A 19,886-nucleotide genomic window follows, 5' to 3' on the forward strand; every position below is an offset into this window, starting at 1 on the left:
TTGTCAGCGAATTTGGGATAGTGTAAGCCAAATCAAGCGCTCGAAGTTTACTTTATCAGCTTTTGTTTTACACATCTGTAATTTATATACTTACTTTTTGGGTGGTATAGCGAGTGATTCGTCCTAATTGAGGGACGAATTTTTTTATTTAAGGAGGTTTTTAAACGATGAAAATTAAAGAAACCCTAAATTTAGGTAAAACCGATTTTCCAATGCGTGGTAATTTACCCAAAATGGAGCCCCAGTGGCAAGCAGATTGGGAAGAAAATCAAATTTACCAACGTCGGCAAAAGTTAAATGCCGATTGTCCAACTTTTGTGTTACATGATGGACCACCGTTTGCCAACGGTAATATTCATATGGGCCACGCCATGAATAAAATTACTAAGGATTTTATTGTGCGTTACAAATCAATGGCTGGTTTTCGGGCACCTTATGTTCCTGGATGGGATACACACGGCTTACCAATTGAACAACAGTTGACAAAGCAAGGTGTCAATCGTAAAGAAATGACCTCGGCCCAATATCGCCAATTATGCTATGATTTTGCAATGAAAGAAATAGAAAAACAACGTACGGATTTTAAGCGTTTAGGCGTCAGTGGTGATTGGGATAATCCATATATTACATTGCAACCTAAGTATGAAGCTGAAGAAGTACGGGTTTTTGGTAAAATGGTGGAGCGCGGACTGATTTATCGTGGTAAAAAGCCGGTTTACTGGTCTCCATCTTCTGAGTCAACTTTAGCGGAAGCTGAAGTGGAATATCATGATATTAAATCCCCGTCTTTGTATGTGGCTTTTCCGGTCAAAGATGGTAAGGGTGTAGTAGATGATGATGCGGAATTTTTAGTTTGGACCACAACACCTTGGACGTTACCAGCTAATGAGGCGATTGCCGTTAACCCACGGTTTGAATACTCATTAATTAAATTACCAACAGGCAAAAAATATGTGGTAGCTAGTGACCGAATTGAATACTTGGCACAAACTTTAGAGTGGGATCAATGGCAAGTAATTCGTGAATATAAAGGTTCCGAGTTTGAATATTTAGTGGCCAGTCATCCTTTTTATGATCGTGATTCAGTCTTAATTTTGGGTGATCATGTTACCTTAGATGAAGGAACTGGTTTAGTGCATACGGCTCCTGGTCTTGGTGGCGATGACTTTAATGTCGGAATGAAATACCATTTAGACGTATTATCACCAGTGGATGGTCAAGGACGCTTAACTGATGAAGCACCAGGTTTTGAAGGTGTCTTTTATGACGATGCTAATAAGGTGGTCACAAAACTGTTGCAAGAAAAGCAGACATTAGTTAAATTAGACTTCTTTACGCATAGTTATCCGCATGATTGGCGAACCAAAAAGCCAGTGATTTTTCGGTCTACGCCGCAATGGTTTGCTTCCATTGACAAGATGCGGGATGAGATTTTAGATCAAATTGATCAACTAGATTTTCAACCAAGTTGGGGTAAAACTAGACTTTATAATATGATTAAAGATCGTGGTGATTGGGTCATTTCTAGACAGCGGATCTGGGGCGTACCTTTACCAATTTTCTATGCTGAAAATGGTGATGCAATCATGACTCCCGAAACAATTGAACATGTAGCGCAATTGTTTGAACAATATGGTTCCAATGTTTGGTTTGAAAGATCTGCCAAAGAATTGTTACCAGAAGGTTTTAGTTACCCGGGGAGTCCGAATGGCCAATTTACTAAAGAAACAGATATTATGGATGTTTGGTTTGATTCTGGGTCCAGTAATCAAGCAGTTTTGAAAACACGCCCGGACCTACATTTTCCATCAGACTTGTATTTGGAAGGTTCTGATCAATATCGAGGTTGGTTTAATTCTAGTTTAATTACTTCGGTGGCAGTTACGGGTCAAGCACCATATAAAAAGATTTTATCGCAAGGTTTCACCTTAGATGCTAAGGGACGTAAGATGAGTAAGTCATTGGGCAATGTCATTGTTCCTAGTGATGTTGAACGGCAGTTCGGTGCGGAAATCATTCGCTTGTGGGTAGCTTCAGTTGATACCAGTTCAGATGTTCCTGTTTCTATGGATGCCTTTAAACAAACGTCAGATGCGTACCGGAAGATTCGCAATACACTACGTTTTATGTTGGCCAATACCAGTGATTTTGACCCTCAAGTAGATACAGTGGAATATGCTAAGTTAAGTTCAGTTGATCAATATATTCTTGTTAAATTAGATCGCTTAGTTGCTAAGGTTTTGGCCAACTATGATCATTATGATTTTGTCGATATTATTAAACAAGTTAATGAATTTTTGATTAATGATATGTCTGCATTTTATTTAGATTTTGCTAAAGATGTGGTTTATATTGAATCCAAGAATTCGTTAGCCCGGCGACAGATGCAGACGGTTATTTACGAAGCGACAGTTAAGTTAACTAAATTATTGACACCTATTTTGCCACACACAATGGAACAAGTTTGGCTACAATTAAAAGAACCTGAAGATTATGCCCAATTAACACAGATGCCCACGGTTGAAAACTATGACAATGCTGAACAGATTTTGACTGATTGGCAAGAATTTATGGACTTTCGCACCGATGTTTTGAAGTCATTAGAAAATTTACGTGATCAAAAATTGATTGGTAAATCGATGGAAGCCGCAGTAACTATCTATCCTAATGATCATTTAAGACAACTTTTGACCAAATTAAAGGTTAATGTTGGACAATTATTGATTGTTTCGCAATTTAATATTTCTGACCAACCGTTAACTCAAGCTGATGAATATGATGATGTGCAGGTTAAAGTTACTCCTGCTAGTGGTCAAGTTTGTGAACGGTGTCGCATGACTAAGGAAGATGTTGGTCAAGACAAACAGTTAGCAATGTTATGTGCCCGTTGTGCACAAATTGTCCGTCAAGATTATCCAGAAGCTGTAGTAGAAGGATTGGAAAAATGATTACCGGAACAGTAGATTGGTTTGATGATAAAAAGGGGATTGGCGAGATTATTACTGCGAAAACGCAGCAAAGGGTATTTGTATATTTTACAGCTATCAGTGGTACGGGGTTTAAAACCTTAACCGCAGGCCAAAAAGTTTATTTTGAAATGGCGCAAGGATTTAAAGGCCCACAAGCGGTTAATGTCCACGTGCAACCGTCAGTCACAGATTAAATACAAATAAAAATGCTCTATGGCAGTTTTAGCTGCTATAGAGCATTTTTAGAGATTATCAGTCAGCATGGTGAGTTAATTACTAACTAAAAAGAAAATCTTACAGTATAATGGTAATGTTATTTGACTAATTTTCAAAAAAATAAACAATTAATCAAAAGTTATGTTTAGCAGAACTTAATGTTGAATACCGTAAGGAAAGATGCGCAGTCCTTCGTGGTCCACCATGGCGATATAAATGTCGGAAATTTGATAGCCTTGTTGGTTTAACTGGTCGGTGACCCATTGTTCAGTGTGATTAGTGTATTCCAAACCGAGTTGATCAAGTTGTCCGTCCATAATGACCGGAAATTGATATTTGAGATCTTTTTTAACGGTAAAACTAATTTGACCATTTTGTTCCCAAACGGCTTTATCAATATCGTTCAAATCATTGATACCAGCTTGACGTAACTTGAAAGCTAAGTCATGCGCGGATAGCCCCGCTTTGGCAGTTCTTTCAGATAAAATTTTGCCATTCGAAATAATAATTGTGGGTTCGCCGTCTACAAAATGTTTAATTAAGTGATTATGATTGGTTAAAAATTTCATCGTAAAGACCACCAAGGTCCAGATTAGCAAAACAATGAAAAATTGTAATAACGTAATTTCAGAGTTATATAAAACGCCACCAATAATTCCGCCTAAGACAAAATTTTGCATTTGATCAATCACGTTACTAGGAGCTAAATTGGATTTACCTAATAGATTAATTTGAATAATCATGGCAAAAAATCCCATAATGAGTTTAATAAAAGTTTGCCAATAAAAAGTCATTTGTTACCTCCTAGTGGTTAATAATGTGAATTTTCGGATTAGTTAAGTGGACGCGAACTAATTCAAAACTGGAATTGTCATTATTTAAATTGACTTTCATAATTTTAGAATTAATTTTGATTAACATACCGTTAGTTAGAATTGTTGAATTAGAATAAATGTGCTTGACTGGAATATGTTGATTGAGACTAACTTGTTTGATCAAGCTGGCAACTTGACTATTACCATTGGCAGAGTTGCGGTTTTGTTGCCAATTATCATATTGGATAGTTAATGTTAGTAGCAGAGCTAAAATCGTGATAATAGTCAATTCACGGTACTTGCCATCATCGCGATGGCTCAAAAAAAGTAATAATGATATGATGACAATAGTCAGTAAAATAACATTAATTAACAAGATAATATTGTTGACGTGGCTAGGTTGTTGCGTTAGGTAATGATAAGTATAAAAGTTAGACAAACTAGACCCCCCATTCTCTAACGCTGATTATAGCAAGAAAATTCGAATTAATAGGGATTAACGCATTATTTTAAACGGAGGGCTAAATTGGACTTCAAAGAAAAGAAATTAAGTACTAAGCAAATTTTTTCAGGACGGGTGATTGATGTCGCTGTAGAGACCGTGCTGTTACCTAATCAGAAACAAGCGACACGAGAAATTGTTCATCATCACGGAGCTGTTGGGATTTTAACGGTGATTGATCACCAAATTTTATTGGTGAAGCAATGGCGGGAACCACTCCGACAATTGACTTTAGAAATTCCAGCCGGTAAAGTGGAACCTGATTGTGTTGATCTCAAAAGTGAAGCTTTACGAGAATTGAACGAGGAAACTGGCTATACTTGTTCAAAGTTACAATTTTTGACGGGCTTTTATTCTACGCCGGGCTTTAGTGACGAATATATAACTTTATATTATGCGCCGACGGTCCAACCAGTGGCACACAAGCGGCCGTTAGATCCGGATGAATTTTTATCAATTGAATTGTTGACGTTAACTCAAGCCCAAAATCAAATTCAACAAGGGTTAATTTGTGATGCTAAAACGATATTAGCCATCATGTTTTGGCAACAATTAATGGGAGCTTAATTGAGATGAAAGAAACTACAGATTTAGATCAACAAGATACAACATCTGAGACCGTTCCAACTTGGAGCCGCTTTGATCCGCAAGCTAAGTCTAGTCGGTTAAAACAATGGTTGAATCGGTGCATTATAATAGTTGGCTTGTTAATTGTGTTAGTTTATTTAATTTTATTTTTTGTTTAACTTAATAGGAGGAATGAAGTATGAAAATTGGTGTTATTGTAGCAATGGCTGAAGAAATGGGTGTTTTAACTAATTCTTTGTCTAATAAAACGGTGGAAAAAATTGCCGGAATCGAGTTAATAGTTGGCTGTTACCAAAAACACCAAGTAGTGGTGGCACAAAGTGGTATTGGCAAAGTACAAGCGGGGATGGTTACGACCATCTTATGTAATAATTACCAACCAGATGTGCTAATTAATACTGGTTCAGCTGGCGGAATTGGTTCAGGCTTAAGTGTGGGTGATGTTGTGGTTTCTAAGCAGGTTGCTTATCATGATGTGGATGTAACAGCCTCTGATTATCCGAAGGGACAACTGCCACAACAACCGCTTTATTTCCAAGCTGATTCTAAATTGGTTCAGCAAGTAGTGGACGCCGGACAAATGGTTGGGCAAACTAGCCGTGTGGGCTTGATTGTTTCAGGTGATCAATTTATTGGTAGTCAGCAGCAAAAGGATCAAATTTTACAAGATTTTCCGGATGCTTTAACTGTAGAAATGGAAGGTGCAGCCGTCGGACAAGTGGCTACACAATTTAAAATTCCATTTGTCATCATTCGAGCAATGAGTGATGTTGGTGATGATCAAGCCAATGTTTCCTTTGATGAATTTGTCCAAGATGCGGGTCAACGTTCAGTACAGATGTTATTAAACTTTATGGATCATAATTAAGAAGGTAATAATAATCATGGAGCATGTTTATTTAGATAACGCCGCGACGACGCGGTTGGCACCGGCAGTTGTGACGACGATGGAACAACAATTAGCTAATAATTTTGGTAATGCCTCTACACCTAATTTTTACGGCCGCCAAGCACGAGCAGTTTTGGATGATACCCGAACGGTAATTGCTCAAAGTATTAATGCGCAACCGAGTGAAATTACGTTTAATAGTGGTGGTTCCGAAGGTGACAATACTGCGATTATTATGGCTGCGTTGAGCCAGCAACAGTTGGGTAAGCATATTATTACGACAGCAATTGAGCATGAAGCTGTTTTAAAATCTATGGCTTATTTAGAGCAAAAAGGTTTTGAAGTTACTTATTTGCCAGTCGACGAATTTGGCCAGATTAGTTTAACTGATTTTCGGCAAGCTTTACGGCCTGATACGATTTTAGTATCTATTATGACCGTTAATAATGAAGTGGGGACACAAAACCCAATTGCAGAAATTGGTCAAATTCTCAAATCACACCAAGCTTTGTTTCATACAGATGCGGTACAAGCTTACGGCCATCAAACTTTGGATGTACAGCAATTAAATGTCGATTTATTAACTACTTCGGCTCATAAATTGAATGGACCTAAAATGTTGGGCTTTCTGTATGAACGAACTGGTGTCAATTTACCGTCTTTGATTCATGGTGGTGATCAAGAAAACAAAAAGCGGGCTGGTACGGAAAATATTCCTGCGATTGCTGGTTTACAAACTGCTGTGCAATTTCACGATAATCAACAAATTCAGCAGGATCGAGAGCGTTTTACGGGCTATAAACAGTTAATCATTGATCAATTAACAGCACACAAGGTTGATTTTGCAGTTAACGGCCCCAAAATAACGGCAAGTGCGCCCAATATTTTGAATTTGTGGCTCAAAGGCTGGGCAACTTCGATTTTACAAATTAAATTGGACCTAGCAGGGGTCGTCATTTCGGGTGGTTCTGCTTGCACGGCGGGGAGCTTGGAACCGTCGCATGTGTTAACTGCGATGTTTGGCCCAACTAGTGACCGTGTTAATGAATCGATTAGGATTAGTTTTGACACTTTTACAACTAAAAGTGATATACTCAAACTTACTGATAATTTAATTCAAATTGTTCGTGAAAAAATTTAGGAGGTGGTTAAATGCCAATGTTAGCTCAAGTAACTGGTGATTCAGATCAGTATCAAGTTCATCCTCAGATTAAAGTGTATGCTCTGCAAGATATTGGCTTTACTAAATCAAGCCAAGGAAATTTTTCATGGGAACAACCACTGAGTGCGCTGTCGCCATACCAGGCTGCTTATGTGTTAAAAGTTAAAATTAAACGGGATTTAAAAACTTTGAATCTAGCAGTGACGGATAGTAGTGGTTTACAAAAAATTAATATTTTTAAATTGAAAGATAATGAAGAATTGCTGGAGCAGTATCATTATGCGTTAGATAATTTGCTCCAACGACAGATTATACAAAAAGTAAATAATAGTTAGAAAAGGTGAATTGATTGGCAAAAAAGCGTGTAGTTGTAGGTATGAGTGGTGGAGTTGATTCTTCCGTCTCAGCTTTATTGTTAAAGCAACAAGGTTATGATGTCGTCGGCGTGTTTATGAAAAACTGGGATGAAAGTGATGATTCCGGAGTTTGTACAGCAACCGAAGATTATGAAGACGTGGCTAAGGTAGCTAATCAAATTGGGATTCCGTATTATTCTGTGAACTTTGAAAAAGAATATTGGGATCGGGTTTTTGAATATTTTTTGGCTGAATATAAACTCGGTCGGACACCAAATCCTGATGTAATGTGTAATAAAGAAATTAAGTTTAAAGCATTTTTAGATTATGCGCTGCAGTTGGATGCTGATTACATTGCAATGGGGCACTATGCTCAATTACAACGTGATGAATCAGGATTAATTCATATGTTGCGGGGAGCTGATCCTAATAAAGATCAGACTTATTTTTTAAGTACAGTGGCTCAGGATCAATTACAAAATGCCTTATTCCCGATTGGTCATTTACAAAAATCGCAAGTTCGGCAAATTGCCGAAGAAGCTGGCTTAGCAACTGCTAAAAAGAAAGATTCTACTGGTGTTTGCTTTATTGGTGAGCGTAATTTTAAGCAATTTTTAAGTGAGTTTTTACCAGCTCAAAGTGGCCGTATGTTGACTCCTGATGGTCAAGAAGTTGGGACACATTCTGGCCTGATGTATTATACAATTGGTCAGCGCTCAGGTTTAGGTTTGGGCGGTAATGGTCAGTCTAATGAGCCGTGGTTTGTTGTGGGCAAAGATTTACAGCAAAATATTTTGTATGTAGATCAAGGTTATGATAATCCTTTATTGTATGCGGATAGTTTAGAGGCAACCGATGCATCTTTTATTCGACCAGTAGATCTAACACAACCATTGCATTGTAGTGCTAAGTTCCGTTATCGTCAGGCTGATACTGATGTCGTGGTCACCAAAACAGCAACGGGTCTAACAGTTGAGTTTGCACAACCTGTGCGGGCCATTACTCCTGGTCAAGAAGTAGTTTTTTATGACGGAGCAGAATGCTTAGGTGGTGCGACAATTAATCGGGCTTATAGTAAGCAACAACAATTGCAGTATGTTTAAGATCAGATTTACTTGCTAAAATTTAGAATTTAATTTAGATTGGAACCAAAGAGTCTGGCTGTTAGCAAAGCGGTTTAAATTTGAAAGTCTGGACTGAGACTTTGAAAATTTAATGCCGTGAAATGTTAATGAAGGACTTTTGTCAGACTAATGTTCGTTGCGCTGATGAACAACGATCGTAAATCTGATGGTTCCAATCTCTTTTTATTTACCATGAAAATCATTTGAACTTGAATAATTTAGTTGAATCAACGATAATATTAAGCATTAGTAAGGTAATTTGGGATTAGGGAGTTTGAGATTATGACTAAATTTTATTTTGTGAGACATGGTAAGACACAATGGAATTCTGAGGGGCGTTATCAAGGAGCAAAGGGTGATTCACCTTTACTAGAATCAAGTTATCGCGATATCAGTTTATTAGCACAACACTTATCCGACCAAAAGATTGATCATATTTATTCAAGTCCGATTAAAAGAGCATACATAACAGCCACTACTTTGGCTCAAGATTTGGGTGGGAGTATTCCGGTGACAACGACGGCGGCTTTGAAAGAGTTTGATTTGGGTCTGTTAGAAGGACAAAAATTTAGTTCAGCAGAACAAAAATATCCGCAATTAATTTGGGCTTTTCGCAACGATCCCAGTCAATATGATCCGCGCCTAATCAACGGTGAGACTTTTACGCAAGTTATTGCCCGAGCCGATCAATTTATTAAAGATTTAGCCCAACAAGATGTTCAAGGCGATCAAACTTATTTGTTAGTCAGTCATGGAGCAGCCTTAGTAGCAATGATTAAAGCTTTGTTAGGCGTATCATTAAAAGATATGCGCAAAGAAGGCGGCATGTCTAATACCGGTTTAACCACTTTAGCAACGCAAGATTATGGTCAAACCTTTGATTTAATTAAGTGGAATGATACGAGTTATTTACATCGTAACTTAGATCAGACGGATACTATTTAAAAATGGAGTTGACGAAATGAACCAACGAGCAGCTAAATTATTTCAAGCAGGTCACAAGCAGGCAGCAGTTGAATTGTTAGCTAAAGCATTGCAAACTGACTGGACACATTTAACTTGGTTCTTACAGTTAGCAAGTTATTTAGTAGCGGGTGGTGATTTAGCTGAAGCGGAAGAGCTGTTATTAAAAGCTAAACAATTATTTCCCAAGGCCCAAGAAATTGATTATAATTTGGCTGTGATTTATTACCAAGCGGGCAAATTAGACCGTGCCAAAGCTTTATTAATGACAATTAAGCAACCTGATTTGTTAAGTGATGCGTATTATTTATTAGCTCAAACAGCACAAAAGAATAATCAATTACAGCAGGCTTTAGTCTATGCTTTAACAGCGTTAGATCACAATAAGCAGGTGGTTGCTAATTTTTTGTTGGTGGGGGACTTATTAATACAATTACAACAATTCCAACAGGCGCAAACTTATTATCAACAAGCATTACAATTAAAGCCACAAGCGGAGAGTTACTTTAAATTGGCGTTGTGTGAAATGGTCAATGGTGATCGTCATTTTTCACAACATTTTCAACAAGCACAACAATTAGATCCTGCCTATGTAAAGCAGCATCAGCAGCAATTAGCGGAGATTGAACGTTACGTACAAGCACAGCAGAAAGATGATCAAGATAAATGAGTGAAGACTATGTAGTTGGCGCTGTTCAAGCGGTTTTTTTTGAAAAACCTGAAGACTTTTTTAAAATTATGCTCATCAAAGTTCAAGAAACTTCTTTTGCTTGGTCCGACAGTGAAATTGTTGTAACAGGTACCTTTGCAGAATTGACAGCGGAGCAAAATTATCGCTTCTTTGGACAATTAGTAACCCATCCTAAATATGGGCAACAGTTAAAGTGTGAACGCTATCAAAAGGAAACACCTAATGGTTCGAAAGCATTAATTGAATATTTTTCTGGTGAACAATTTCCAGGGATTGGTAAAAAAACAGCTGAAAAAATTGTTGATTTACTAGGTGATCAAGCTATTCAAGTCATTATTAATAATCCAGAAGTAGTACAACAGTTGCCGTTAAGTGCGGCTAAAAAAAAGCTCTTGCTTGATGTTTTGCAGGAATCTTATCAAACGGAAGAAATTATTTTACAATTAAATCAGCTGGGGTTTGGTAATAAATTATCATTTAAAATTTATCATCGTTATCAAGAGGAAACCTTGGATATTTTGCATCAAAATCCGTACCGGTTAATTGATGATATTAAAGGCGTTGGTTTTCGTCGCGCTGATCAGTTAGCACGGACTTTTGGTCTGGCAGCTGATGATCCGAAACGTATTCAAGCGGCGGTCATTCAAACGCTGCAAACAAATGTTAATACGACGGGCAATACTTATTGTTTACAAACAGAGTTAATTAATGGGACGTTACAATTAATTAATATTGCTAATTTGACTCCAGTTACACAATCGTCCATCATAACGGCTTTGAAAGCTTTAATTCAGCAAGGGCGTATTTGTGTTGAAGCGCCAGAGCGGTACTTTTTAAAATCTTTATACGAACAAGAATGGTCGATTGCTCAGCAATTAAAGTTATTACAGTCACAGTTTGTCCCGGAGAATTTGTCTGCTAAAAAATTAGCGGCAGTGTTACAGCAAATTGAACAACAGTTGCATATTAGTTATGATGACAATCAAAAACAAGCAATATATCAAGGACTAACGAATGCTGTTGTCCTATTAACGGGGGGCCCCGGTACTGGAAAAACTACGATTATTAATGGCTTAGTCAATGCTTTTGCTCAAGTTCATCATTGTTCGTTAGATCCCGATGATTATCAAGACAAGCCTTTCCCCATTGTGTTATCGGCGCCAACTGGTCGCGCAGCCAAACATCTGATGCAAAATACGGGGTTGCCAGCTGGAACGATCCATCGTTTACTAGGTTTGACTGGTCAAGAAGATCCGACAGAAATTACAGTTAATGAAATTCAAGGTCAATTGCTAATTATTGATGAAGTTTCGATGGTAGATACGGAGTTATTTGATTTACTAATTCAAGCGGTGCCCGCGGGAATGCAAGTGGTCTTAGTTGGTGATCGTGATCAATTACCGTCGGTTGGACCAGGACAAGTGTTTTCGGATTTAATTGCTAGTCAAGTTTTTGCAACAGTTTGTTTAACCAAAATTTATCGCCAAAATCAAGATTCAACGATTATTGAATTAGCACATCAAATTAATCAAGGACAAGTTACTGAACAATTATTTCAAAATTTTGCCGATCGCAGTTTTATTAATTGTGACGCGTATCAGGTGGCGCATGTTTTACAGCAAATCGTTTTAAGGAGTCAGCAAAAAGGCTTTGATTTGAGTAATATTCAGATTTTAGCACCTATGTATCGCGGAGCAGCGGGAATCGATCATTTAAATCAGGTGATGCAAGAAACATTGAATCCGTTAACGCCAGACAGTAAAGTTATTCACTTTGGCAAAATTGAATACCGGATTGGCGATAAGGTAGTTCAATTAGTTAATAATGTTGAAAAAAATGTTTTTAATGGCGAAACAGGATTGGTAACAGGAATTACTTTAGCCAAAGATAATCCCAACAAAAAACAGGGCGATTTAATTCATTTAAATTTTGATGGTCGTGAAATTTCTTATGCACGGGCTGATCTTAATAATATTACTTTGGCGTATTGTACCTCAATTCATAAAGCTCAAGGTAGTGAATTTGATTTGGTCATTGTGGTTTTAGTACAACAGCAATCGCGCATGTTGAAAAGAAACTTATTATACACAGCAGTTACACGGGCTAAGTCCAAGTTAATTCTGCTGGGCAATCAAAGTGCTTATCGGCAAGCCATTGCTGATCAGTCCAGTCAACGGCAAACTTGTTTAGCAGCGCGTTTGCAGGAAGTTTTTGCATTAAAAAAACCAGTAACTACTACGTCAGAAGTTACTGATCCAAAAACACAAACGTTAACTTTAAAAATGATTTTAGAACAACAAATTGACCCATTAATTGGGCTAAATGGATTAAAACCGACAGATTTTTTAAAAAATTAAGTAACACGAAATGATTATAACCAAAAGTTTTGTTCAGCACAATTGATGTCTAAGTCTAAGATATGCTCTTTGACTAATTCACCATCCACTTGGATGAATTGCTGAGAATTTATTTGCAGGTGTGCTTTTTGAAGAATAAAGTGGTGCACAGCTGGGTTTTGTAAGTGATCCCCTGTTAGAAAAACTTGTTTAACTAGTTTAAAGAGCGCTTTCCAGGAATGCGCCTGAGCCGTGGCTAAACTTAATTTTTTTTCTTGCAGATTTGCAGGGGGGATTAGGGGAACACCGCCGCCAAAATAAGGTTGATTAGCTAACACGCACAAAAAAATATTGTTTAAAGTGATAGATTGATTGTTAAATGTTAATTTAACCGAAAAAGTAGGACGCTTGAAAGCCTTGAAAATTTGGGAAACATAGATTAATTTACTTAAGTGGAGCTGATTAAATCGTTTTTTCCAAGGTGAAGTTAAGGTCAGTTGAATAATATTGGCATCAAAACCAATGCCAAAGTTATTAATAAAGAATAGTTTTTGCTGGTGATAAGTAACCTGACCTAAATTTAATGCTTTGCTGGTGGGCTGGTGACAAAGATTTTGTAAAATTTGTTTTTCATGATGCGGTTTGTAATTCAACGCGCGCGCAAAATCATTACCTGAACCAGCAGGTAAATAGGCGAGTGGTGTGTTGGGCCTATTAGACTGCTTGACACCATTAATGGCTTGATTTAAAGTTCCATCACCACCAATAATAATAATTTTTTGTTGTGATTGTAAGCGCCGATTGATTAAATTTTTAACTAATGTCTGTGCTCCTTGTGGTGGTGTGGTGAATACTTGATAGCTTTGACGCAATTGGTTTAAGTATTTGGTCGATCTTTTTAGACAATATTTAGCGTGATTGCTAGCAGCGTGTAGATTAACCACTATAAAAAAGTTTACACGGCTGTTGTCCATAAGCAACTCCCTTTCTAGTTTAATAAGTGATAGTCTTATTTTAGCAGACAAAAAGCTGAGAAGAAAAAACTTCTCAGCTTTTTTATGATTTTTGAATTTTTTTAAACTTCGACGGAAACAATCATCGGTAAAATGACTGGATGTCTTTCGGTTCGACGATACAAAAATTCTTGTAAATTATCAATAATATCCTGCTTTAAAGTTGCTTCGGAAAGATTTTGTTTGTTATCTAAGTGAGTTTTAATTGTGTGGAAAACATGCTTTTGTGCTTGATTGATTAAAGTACCAGATTCGCGCATATAAACAAATCCGCGCGAGAGAATGTCGGGTCCTGATAAAACGAGCCCTTTTTGATAATCAATAGTAGCTACCACAATTACCAAACCTTCCTCGGACAATATTTGACGGTCTTGGATAATTTTATTACTAATATTACCAATTCCATTTCCATCAATATAAACGTCGCCAGCAGGAACATGATCAGCTTTACGTGCTGAGTCTTTGGTTAACGCCAAGACATCACCATTTTCAAAAATAAAAGTATTTTCTTTGGGGACGTCACATAATTGTGCTAATTCGGTGTGAATCTTGAGCATGCGGTATTCACCATGAATGGGCATAAAATATTTCGGCTTGATTAAGCGCAACATTAATTTTTGTTCTTCTTGACCACCGTGACCAGAAGCGTGAATGTTATTAACTTTGCCATGAATAACATTGGCGCCAGCTTCTTCTAATTCGTTGATTAGATGGTTTACACTAATCGTATTACCCGGAATGGGATTGGACGAAAAGATCACTGTGTCATTGGGCTGAATCGAAATTTGGCGATGAGTGCCATTTGCAATTCGACTCAAAGCAGCCATGGGTTCACCTTGAGAGCCTGTGCATAATAACATGACTTTATTAGCCGGTAATTTACTAATTTCTGCGGAGTCTAATAATTCACTATCCGGGATATCTAAATAACCTAACTCTCGTCCATTAACGATGGCTTGTTCCATACTACGTCCAAAAACTGCGACTTTCCGTCCATTTTGCATGGCAGCATCGACTGCTTGAGAAACTCGATACAGGTTGGAAGCAAAAGTGGCGAAAATAATTCGACCATCAATGCGTTCAACAATTTGGTGAATCGTATTACCTACAAAGCGTTCAGATTTAGAAAAAGTAGGAATTTCCGCATTAGTACTATCAGATAGTAGTAGTAAAACACCTTCAGATCCTAACTTAGCCATTTTTTGTAAATTAGGGGCTGGTTGGTTACCTACGGGTGTCAAATCAAATTTGTAATCTCCCGTTTGGACAATAGTTCCTTGCGGTGTATGAACAGCAATACCTAACGTGTCTGGAATTGAGTGCGTGGTTCTAAAAAATTCGACACTCAATTTATCAAAGGAAACAACATCATCTTCTTGAAGAACATGCATTTCAGTAGAATTTAGTAAGCCATGTTCTTCTAGCTTCCCCTTAATTAAAGCCGTAGCGAGCGGACCCGCATAAATAGGAACATTTGGAACTTTTTGTAAAAAGTAAGGAATACCACCAATATGATCTTCATGACCATGAGTAATAAATAAACCCTTGATTTTTGCACGATTGTCAATTAAATATTGATAATCAGAGATAACATAATCAATTCCTAAAAGTTCATCTTCAGGAAATTTAATACCAGCATCTACGACAACAATCTCATCTTGATACTGAATAACGTACATATTTTTACCAATTTCGCCGAGACCACCAATGGCAAAAACTGCAACTTCATTTTGCTTAATATTCAAATTCATATACTAAAGCTCCGAGAGTTTAGTCAATTGAAAATTAGGACTTTTTTGTTCGTACTCCAAATAATTGCCAGTTAATTCTTCAATTGACTCAATATTGTAATCAGTTTGTTCTTCAATTGCAGAGCGAACATCAATGGCAGATTCAGCCTCTGTGTAAAGAGTCTCGGTAGTTTCTCGACGCGGATTTTGAACATTATTAGCTTGATATAAAACTTTGTAGATCAATGGAATTCTCCTTTAATTCTTAATTAAATAATTAAACGTTGTCAGTGGTTGATTAAATCAACAGTTAAATAAATGGTATCACATCTAGAGTTGCTTGTATATAAACAACTCCCTTCAAAATCAGAGCATTGAAAAGACTAATTAAGAAATGATAATCGTATTTTCTTCAGCAGCAAATGGGGCGGACATATTAATATGGTCGTAAAATAAATGTCCATTTAAATGATCAATCTCGTGCTGGCAAACAATTGCTGGATAATTTTTAACACGCATAGTTTGAGTTTGACCATCAAAGTCTTGGTAACGAATGGTAATTCGTGCACTTCGTGGCACATAGCCCGGAATATCTTTGTCGACTGATAGGCAGCCTTCGCCTTCAGCTAATTGGGCTTTTTGGACAGAATTGGAAATAATTACTGGATTAATTAAAGTAATTTTTAGTGCATAATCTTTGTCTGAGTCATTATCTTCATTAGGAACTAAAACGGCAGCCATTTGCTCTGAAACACCTACTTGTGGAGCAGCTAGACCCACACCAGCGCGTAAATGATGCTTTTGTGCAAATTCAGGATTTTGACTGTTGATTAAGTATTCCATCATATCATGTGCGAGTTGTTGATCTTTTTGACTTAAAGGAAATTGGACAGGTTGGGCTAATTGTCTTAAAACAGGATTACCATCACGGGTAATATCTTTCATCATATACATAAAAAATTAAACCTCTTTTGTTAGCATAATATTATTATGAATAATAATAGCATACTCAATTTATAGAGTGCCAATACTAAAAAAAATTTACCAAAATTAGTTGGAATTATCCCTTGGATTTAATTCTAAAAAATGTTAAAATACTTTCTGGAAACCCTTACAAATAAAATTGAAGGTTGCGAAAGGAATGGTAAAATATGGCAAATAAGTCTATTGTTGATTTTTCCAAAATTAAGCAAGATCTTTCAGAATTTCCTGATCCAATTCAAGTTGTCGATGAAAAGGCAAAGGTTGTTAATAAGACTGTATTTGACAGTTTTAGTGATGAACAATTAGTGGAATTTATGGAAAAAATGGTCTGGGAACGTGCACTACATGAACAGACGATGAATTTCTCTCGCCAAGGTCGGATGGGTTTTTATGCTCCGACAGCTGGTGAAGAAGCCACTGAAATGGGAACAGTTATGGCAATGAAGAAGCAAGATTTCCTTCTGCCTGCTTACCGTGATATTCCTCAATTAATTCAACATGGTGCTACAGTAACCGAAGGATTCTTATGGTCACGTGGTCATGTTAAGGGTAACGAATTTGAAGCTCGTGCTTTGATGCCACAAATCATCATTGGTGCGGCTTATCTAGAAACAGCTGGTGTAGCTTTAGGCTTAAAGAAAAATGGCGAAGATGCAATTGCCTTTAGTTATACTGGTGATGGTGGTACTTCTCAGGGTGACTCCTATGAAGGTATGAACTTTGCTGGTGCGTTCCAAGCTCCTGCTTTGTTTATCGTTCAAAACAACAACTATGCTATTTCTGTTCCAAGAGAAAAACAAACTGCTGCCAAGGCTTTAACCTTAAAGGCTGCTGCTGCTGGTATTCCTGCTGTTCAAGTTGACGGAATGGATATCTTGGCTTGCTATAGTGTTGCTAAAGCTGCTCGTGAGTATATTTTAGCTGGTAATGGTCCTGTTATGATTGAAACTTTGACAGACCGTTATGGTGCTCACTCTTCTGCTGGTGATGATCCAAGTCGTTATCGTTCTAAAGAAGCACAACAACCATGGTTAGACCGCGATCCATTAATCAGAATGCGCAAGATTTTGACTGATAAGGGATTGTGGACTGATGAACATGAAGAAGAATTAACTAAACAATATAAAGATTCATTTAAAGATGCATTAAAAGAAGCTGATGCAGTCAAACCAGACAAAGTTTCTGATATGTTGAAGCGGACTTTCGAAGTTCCTACTCCAGAAATGCAAGCTGAAATTGCTGAATTTGAAGAAAAGGAGTCCAAATAACATGACTAAAAAATCATATATTCAAGCTATTACAGATGCCTTAGATATTGAATTAAAAGATGATCCTAAGACTTTGATTTTCGGCGAAGATGTTGGTAAAAATGGTGGTGTATTTAGAACTACTCAAGGTCTTCAAGAAAAATATGGTGAGGACCGAGTATTTGATACCCCATTAGCTGAATCTGGTATTTTGGGTCTGTCAATTGGTTTAGGTTTAACTGGCTGGCGGCCATTACCAGAAATCCAATTTTCTGGCTTTACCTTAGAAGGTGTTGACTCTATTGCTGGTCAAATGGCCCGGATGCGTTATCACTTTAATGGTAAGAAGACAAGCCCAATTACTATTCGTTCACCATATGGTGGTGGTACACATACAGCTGAAATGCATTCAGATAACTTTGAAAACTTCTTTGTCGGCGTACCTGGATTGAGAGTTGTAATGCCAAGTAATCCATATGATGCTAAAGGCTTATTAATTTCTTCTATTGAAAATAATGACCCCGTACTTTATTTGGAAAACTTGAAATTATATCGTTCAATGAAAGATGATATTCCTGATGAAAAGTACTCTGTACCGCTAGATCAAGCTAATGTTGTTCAAGAAGGTAATGACATTACATTAGTTGCTTATGGTGCTCAAGTTCAAGAAGCTCAAAAAGCTGCTGAAGAATTAGCTAAGGATAACGTTTCTGCAGAAGTTATTGACTTACGGACTGTTTCTCCAATTGATACAGCAACCATTTTCAAATCAGTTGAAAAGACTCATCATGTAGTTGTAATCCAAGAAGCTCAAAAAATGGCTGGTGTTGGTGCACAAGTTGCCTCTGCGATTGCTGAAGATGCTATTATGTCTTTGGATGCACCAATTGGTCGGGTTGCTGCACCTAATTCAGTTTACCCATTTGCTTTGGGTGAAGAAGTCTGGATTCCTCGTAAAGATGCAATTGTTGCTAAAGCAAAAGAAATTCTAAATTACTAATCGGAATTGAAAGGTAGGATTAATTCATGGCATTTAAATTTACACTTCCGGAATTAGGCGAGGGAATGGCTGAAGGTGAAGTCGCTAACTGGTTAGTTAAAGAAGGCGACGACGTTAAAGAAGACGATTCTTTAGTCGAAATCCAAAATGATAAATCAGTTTCTGAATTACCTTCACCTGTTGCAGGTAAAGTTAAACAAATTGTTGCCCAAGAAGGTGACACAGTTGAAATTGGTGATCCGTTAGTTATTATTGATGACGGTTCACCTGACACACCTGATGATGATGTTTCTAAAGATGATACAGCTGATGCTGCTGAGAAACCTGCTGCTGATGATAAAAGTGCAGCGCAACCAGCTCCAGCAGCTGCACCAACAGGACAAGCAAATCAAGATTATTTAGCAATGCCATCTGTTCGGCAATATGCTCGTGATAAGGGTGTTGATTTGGCACAAGTTACTCCTTCAGGAAAACATGGTCAAATTACAAAAGCTGATGTAGATAACTTTAACGGTTCTGCTCAACCTGCTCCAGCAGCTGCAACTGCCGAAGTTGAAGCTACACCAATTAAGCCATATCAATCTGATGAACCTGAACTTGAAACTCGTGAAAAGATGAGTATGACACGGAAGACAATTGCTAAAGCAATGTCTGAAAGTAAAAAGATTACGCCACATGTTACAAGCTTCGATGATGTTGAAGTTTCAGCTTTAATGGCTAATCGTAAGAAATATAAACAAATTGCTGCTGATAAAGGTATTAAGTTAACATTCTTGCCTTATTTAGTTAAAGCAGTAGTTGCTGTTTTGAAGGAATTCCCTGAATTTAATGCTTCCATTGACAGTTCAACTAATGAAATTGTCTATAAGCATTATTACAACATTGGAATCGCTACTAATACAGATCATGGTTTATATGTACCAAACATTAAGAATGCTGATTCTAAGGGTATGTTCGAAATTGCTAAAGAAATTACTGAAAATACCCAAGCAGCTTATGATAATAAGTTAAGTGCTAAAGCCATGAGTGGTGGTTCAATTACTATTAGTAATGTAGGTTCTATTGGTGGTGGTTGGTTTACACCAGTTATTAACCAACCTGAAGTTGCTATTTTAGGTATGGGTAAGATTGCTAAAGAGCCTTACGTTGCTGAAGATGGTTCTATTAAAGTTGGTAATATGTTGAAACTCTCCTTGAGTTATGATCATCGTTTGATTGATGGTGCTTTGGCACAACAAGCTTTGAACATGATGAAGAGTTTGTTACACGATCCAGAAATGTTATTGATGGAGGGTTAATCA

The 19,886-nt window shown here is 37.3% G+C and carries 20 protein-coding genes; 14 read left to right on the forward strand and 6 right to left on the reverse strand.

Translation table 11 applies throughout. From position 1 onward, the window contains the following. Positions 1-167: 167 nt before the first annotated feature. Both ileS and AC3B6D_RS07360 read left to right on the forward strand, forming a co-directional pair. Positions 168-2,948 (forward strand): isoleucine--tRNA ligase, encoded by a 2,781-nt coding sequence (gene ileS, locus AC3B6D_RS07355; protein WP_489775282.1) that lies wholly within the window; start codon positions 168-170, stop codon positions 2,946-2,948. Continuing rightward, complete coding sequence (locus AC3B6D_RS07360; RefSeq protein ID WP_489757830.1) at positions 2,945-3,163, forward strand: cold-shock protein; 219 nt, start codon at positions 2,945-2,947, stop codon at positions 3,161-3,163. Before ileS ends, AC3B6D_RS07360 begins: the two co-directional genes overlap by 4 nt. A gap of 177 nt (positions 3,164-3,340) precedes the next feature. Here the strand turns inward: AC3B6D_RS07360 and AC3B6D_RS07365 are convergent, their stop codons facing one another. After that, positions 3,341-3,979, reverse strand: a complete 639-nt coding sequence (locus tag AC3B6D_RS07365) for a DUF421 domain-containing protein (RefSeq protein WP_489757831.1) — start codon at positions 3,977-3,979, stop codon at positions 3,341-3,343. A gap of 10 nt (positions 3,980-3,989) precedes the next feature. Continuing rightward, entirely contained in the window at positions 3,990-4,439 is a 450-nt protein-coding gene (locus tag AC3B6D_RS07370) for a DUF3290 family protein (RefSeq protein ID WP_489757832.1), read from the reverse strand. Positions 4,440-4,526: 87 nt separating this feature from the next. On the opposite strand from AC3B6D_RS07370, the gene AC3B6D_RS07375 reads away from it, so the two are divergent. The 9 genes from AC3B6D_RS07375 to recD2 all read left to right on the forward strand — a co-directional run bounded on the left by AC3B6D_RS07375 (position 4,527) and on the right by recD2 (position 12,632). After that, positions 4,527-5,069, forward strand: a complete 543-nt coding sequence (locus AC3B6D_RS07375; protein WP_489775283.1) for an NUDIX hydrolase — start codon at positions 4,527-4,529, stop codon at positions 5,067-5,069. Positions 5,070-5,074: 5 nt separating this feature from the next. Further along, positions 5,075-5,248, forward strand: coding sequence for a hypothetical protein (locus AC3B6D_RS07380; RefSeq protein ID WP_489757834.1), 174 nt, complete (start codon positions 5,075-5,077; stop codon positions 5,246-5,248). 20 nt (positions 5,249-5,268) lie between these two features. Further along, positions 5,269-5,958, forward strand: coding sequence for a 5'-methylthioadenosine/adenosylhomocysteine nucleosidase (locus tag AC3B6D_RS07385; RefSeq protein WP_489757835.1), 690 nt, complete (start codon positions 5,269-5,271; stop codon positions 5,956-5,958). A gap of 16 nt (positions 5,959-5,974) precedes the next feature. After that, positions 5,975-7,120 (forward strand): cysteine desulfurase family protein, encoded by a 1,146-nt coding sequence (locus AC3B6D_RS07390; RefSeq protein ID WP_489775284.1) that lies wholly within the window; start codon positions 5,975-5,977, stop codon positions 7,118-7,120. A gap of 11 nt (positions 7,121-7,131) precedes the next feature. Then, positions 7,132-7,476 (forward strand): cysteine desulfurase, encoded by a 345-nt coding sequence (locus AC3B6D_RS07395; RefSeq protein ID WP_489757837.1) that lies wholly within the window; start codon positions 7,132-7,134, stop codon positions 7,474-7,476. Positions 7,477-7,490: 14 nt separating this feature from the next. Further along, positions 7,491-8,600, forward strand: coding sequence for a tRNA 2-thiouridine(34) synthase MnmA (gene mnmA, locus AC3B6D_RS07400; RefSeq protein WP_489775285.1), 1,110 nt, complete (start codon positions 7,491-7,493; stop codon positions 8,598-8,600). A gap of 303 nt (positions 8,601-8,903) precedes the next feature. Next, positions 8,904-9,566, forward strand: a complete 663-nt coding sequence (locus AC3B6D_RS07405; protein ID WP_489757839.1) for a histidine phosphatase family protein — start codon at positions 8,904-8,906, stop codon at positions 9,564-9,566. Between the two features lie 16 nt (positions 9,567-9,582). Continuing rightward, on the forward strand, positions 9,583-10,254 hold the full coding sequence (locus AC3B6D_RS07410) for a tetratricopeptide repeat protein (protein WP_489775286.1): 672 nt from the start codon (positions 9,583-9,585) through the stop codon (positions 10,252-10,254). After that, positions 10,251-12,632, forward strand: coding sequence for an SF1B family DNA helicase RecD2 (gene recD2 / locus AC3B6D_RS07415; protein WP_489775287.1), 2,382 nt, complete (start codon positions 10,251-10,253; stop codon positions 12,630-12,632). The genes AC3B6D_RS07410 and recD2 overlap by 4 nt, the downstream gene beginning before the upstream one ends. 14 nt (positions 12,633-12,646) lie before the next feature. On the opposite strand, the gene AC3B6D_RS07420 is transcribed toward recD2, so the two are convergent. From AC3B6D_RS07420 to def, 4 genes are all read right to left on the reverse strand, one after another. Then, the gene (locus AC3B6D_RS07420) at positions 12,647-13,585 is read right to left on the reverse strand and encodes a diacylglycerol/lipid kinase family protein (protein WP_489757842.1); all 939 of its coding nucleotides are present in this window, start codon (positions 13,583-13,585) and stop codon (positions 12,647-12,649) included. Between the two features lie 101 nt (positions 13,586-13,686). Beyond that, complete coding sequence (gene rnjA / locus AC3B6D_RS07425; protein WP_489757843.1) at positions 13,687-15,375, reverse strand: ribonuclease J1; 1,689 nt, start codon at positions 15,373-15,375, stop codon at positions 13,687-13,689. Positions 15,376-15,378: 3 nt separating this feature from the next. Beyond that, a complete protein-coding gene (locus AC3B6D_RS07430; protein WP_489757844.1) occupies positions 15,379-15,600 on the reverse strand; it encodes a DNA-directed RNA polymerase subunit epsilon in 222 nt (73 codons plus the stop codon). Between the two features lie 141 nt (positions 15,601-15,741). Further along, positions 15,742-16,308: a peptide deformylase gene (gene def, locus AC3B6D_RS07435; protein WP_489757845.1), complete on the reverse strand. Its 567-nt coding sequence runs from the start codon at positions 16,306-16,308 to the stop codon at positions 15,742-15,744. Positions 16,309-16,505: 197 nt separating this feature from the next. Between def and AC3B6D_RS07440 the strand changes: the two genes are divergently transcribed. The 3 genes from AC3B6D_RS07440 to AC3B6D_RS07450 are packed head-to-tail and all read left to right on the forward strand — an operon-like array spanning position 16,506 to position 19,883. Then, complete coding sequence (locus AC3B6D_RS07440; RefSeq protein WP_489775288.1) at positions 16,506-17,606, forward strand: thiamine pyrophosphate-dependent enzyme; 1,101 nt, start codon at positions 16,506-16,508, stop codon at positions 17,604-17,606. A 1-nt stretch (position 17,607) separates the two neighbouring features. Then, on the forward strand, positions 17,608-18,585 hold the full coding sequence (locus tag AC3B6D_RS07445; protein WP_489757847.1) for an alpha-ketoacid dehydrogenase subunit beta: 978 nt from the start codon (positions 17,608-17,610) through the stop codon (positions 18,583-18,585). Positions 18,586-18,611: 26 nt separating this feature from the next. Next, a complete protein-coding gene (locus AC3B6D_RS07450) occupies positions 18,612-19,883 on the forward strand; it encodes a 2-oxo acid dehydrogenase subunit E2 (protein WP_489757848.1) in 1,272 nt (423 codons plus the stop codon). Positions 19,884-19,886 lie beyond the last annotated feature (3 nt).

The organism is Bombilactobacillus sp. ESL1097, from assembly GCF_058107205.1.

Coding starts and splice junctions, on each gene's coding strand:
- AC3B6D_RS07395 (WP_489757837.1), top strand. CDS start 7,132: ATGCCAATGTTAGCTCAAGTAACTGGTGATTCAGATCAGTATCAAGTT.
- ileS (WP_489775282.1), top strand. CDS start 168: ATGAAAATTAAAGAAACCCTAAATTTAGGTAAAACCGATTTTCCAATG.
- AC3B6D_RS07440 (WP_489775288.1), top strand. CDS start 16,506: ATGGCAAATAAGTCTATTGTTGATTTTTCCAAAATTAAGCAAGATCTT.
- def (WP_489757845.1), bottom strand. CDS start 16,308: ATGTATATGATGAAAGATATTACCCGTGATGGTAATCCTGTTTTAAGA.
- AC3B6D_RS07390 (WP_489775284.1), top strand. CDS start 5,975: ATGGAGCATGTTTATTTAGATAACGCCGCGACGACGCGGTTGGCACCG.
- AC3B6D_RS07420 (WP_489757842.1), bottom strand. CDS start 13,585: ATGGACAACAGCCGTGTAAACTTTTTTATAGTGGTTAATCTACACGCT.
- AC3B6D_RS07410 (WP_489775286.1), top strand. CDS start 9,583: ATGAACCAACGAGCAGCTAAATTATTTCAAGCAGGTCACAAGCAGGCA.
- rnjA (WP_489757843.1), bottom strand. CDS start 15,375: ATGAATTTGAATATTAAGCAAAATGAAGTTGCAGTTTTTGCCATTGGT.
- recD2 (WP_489775287.1), top strand. CDS start 10,251: ATGAGTGAAGACTATGTAGTTGGCGCTGTTCAAGCGGTTTTTTTTGAA.
- AC3B6D_RS07405 (WP_489757839.1), top strand. CDS start 8,904: ATGACTAAATTTTATTTTGTGAGACATGGTAAGACACAATGGAATTCT.
- AC3B6D_RS07450 (WP_489757848.1), top strand. CDS start 18,612: ATGGCATTTAAATTTACACTTCCGGAATTAGGCGAGGGAATGGCTGAA.
- AC3B6D_RS07380 (WP_489757834.1), top strand. CDS start 5,075: ATGAAAGAAACTACAGATTTAGATCAACAAGATACAACATCTGAGACC.
- AC3B6D_RS07445 (WP_489757847.1), top strand. CDS start 17,608: ATGACTAAAAAATCATATATTCAAGCTATTACAGATGCCTTAGATATT.
- AC3B6D_RS07360 (WP_489757830.1), top strand. CDS start 2,945: ATGATTACCGGAACAGTAGATTGGTTTGATGATAAAAAGGGGATTGGC.
- AC3B6D_RS07365 (WP_489757831.1), bottom strand. CDS start 3,979: ATGACTTTTTATTGGCAAACTTTTATTAAACTCATTATGGGATTTTTT.
- AC3B6D_RS07385 (WP_489757835.1), top strand. CDS start 5,269: ATGAAAATTGGTGTTATTGTAGCAATGGCTGAAGAAATGGGTGTTTTA.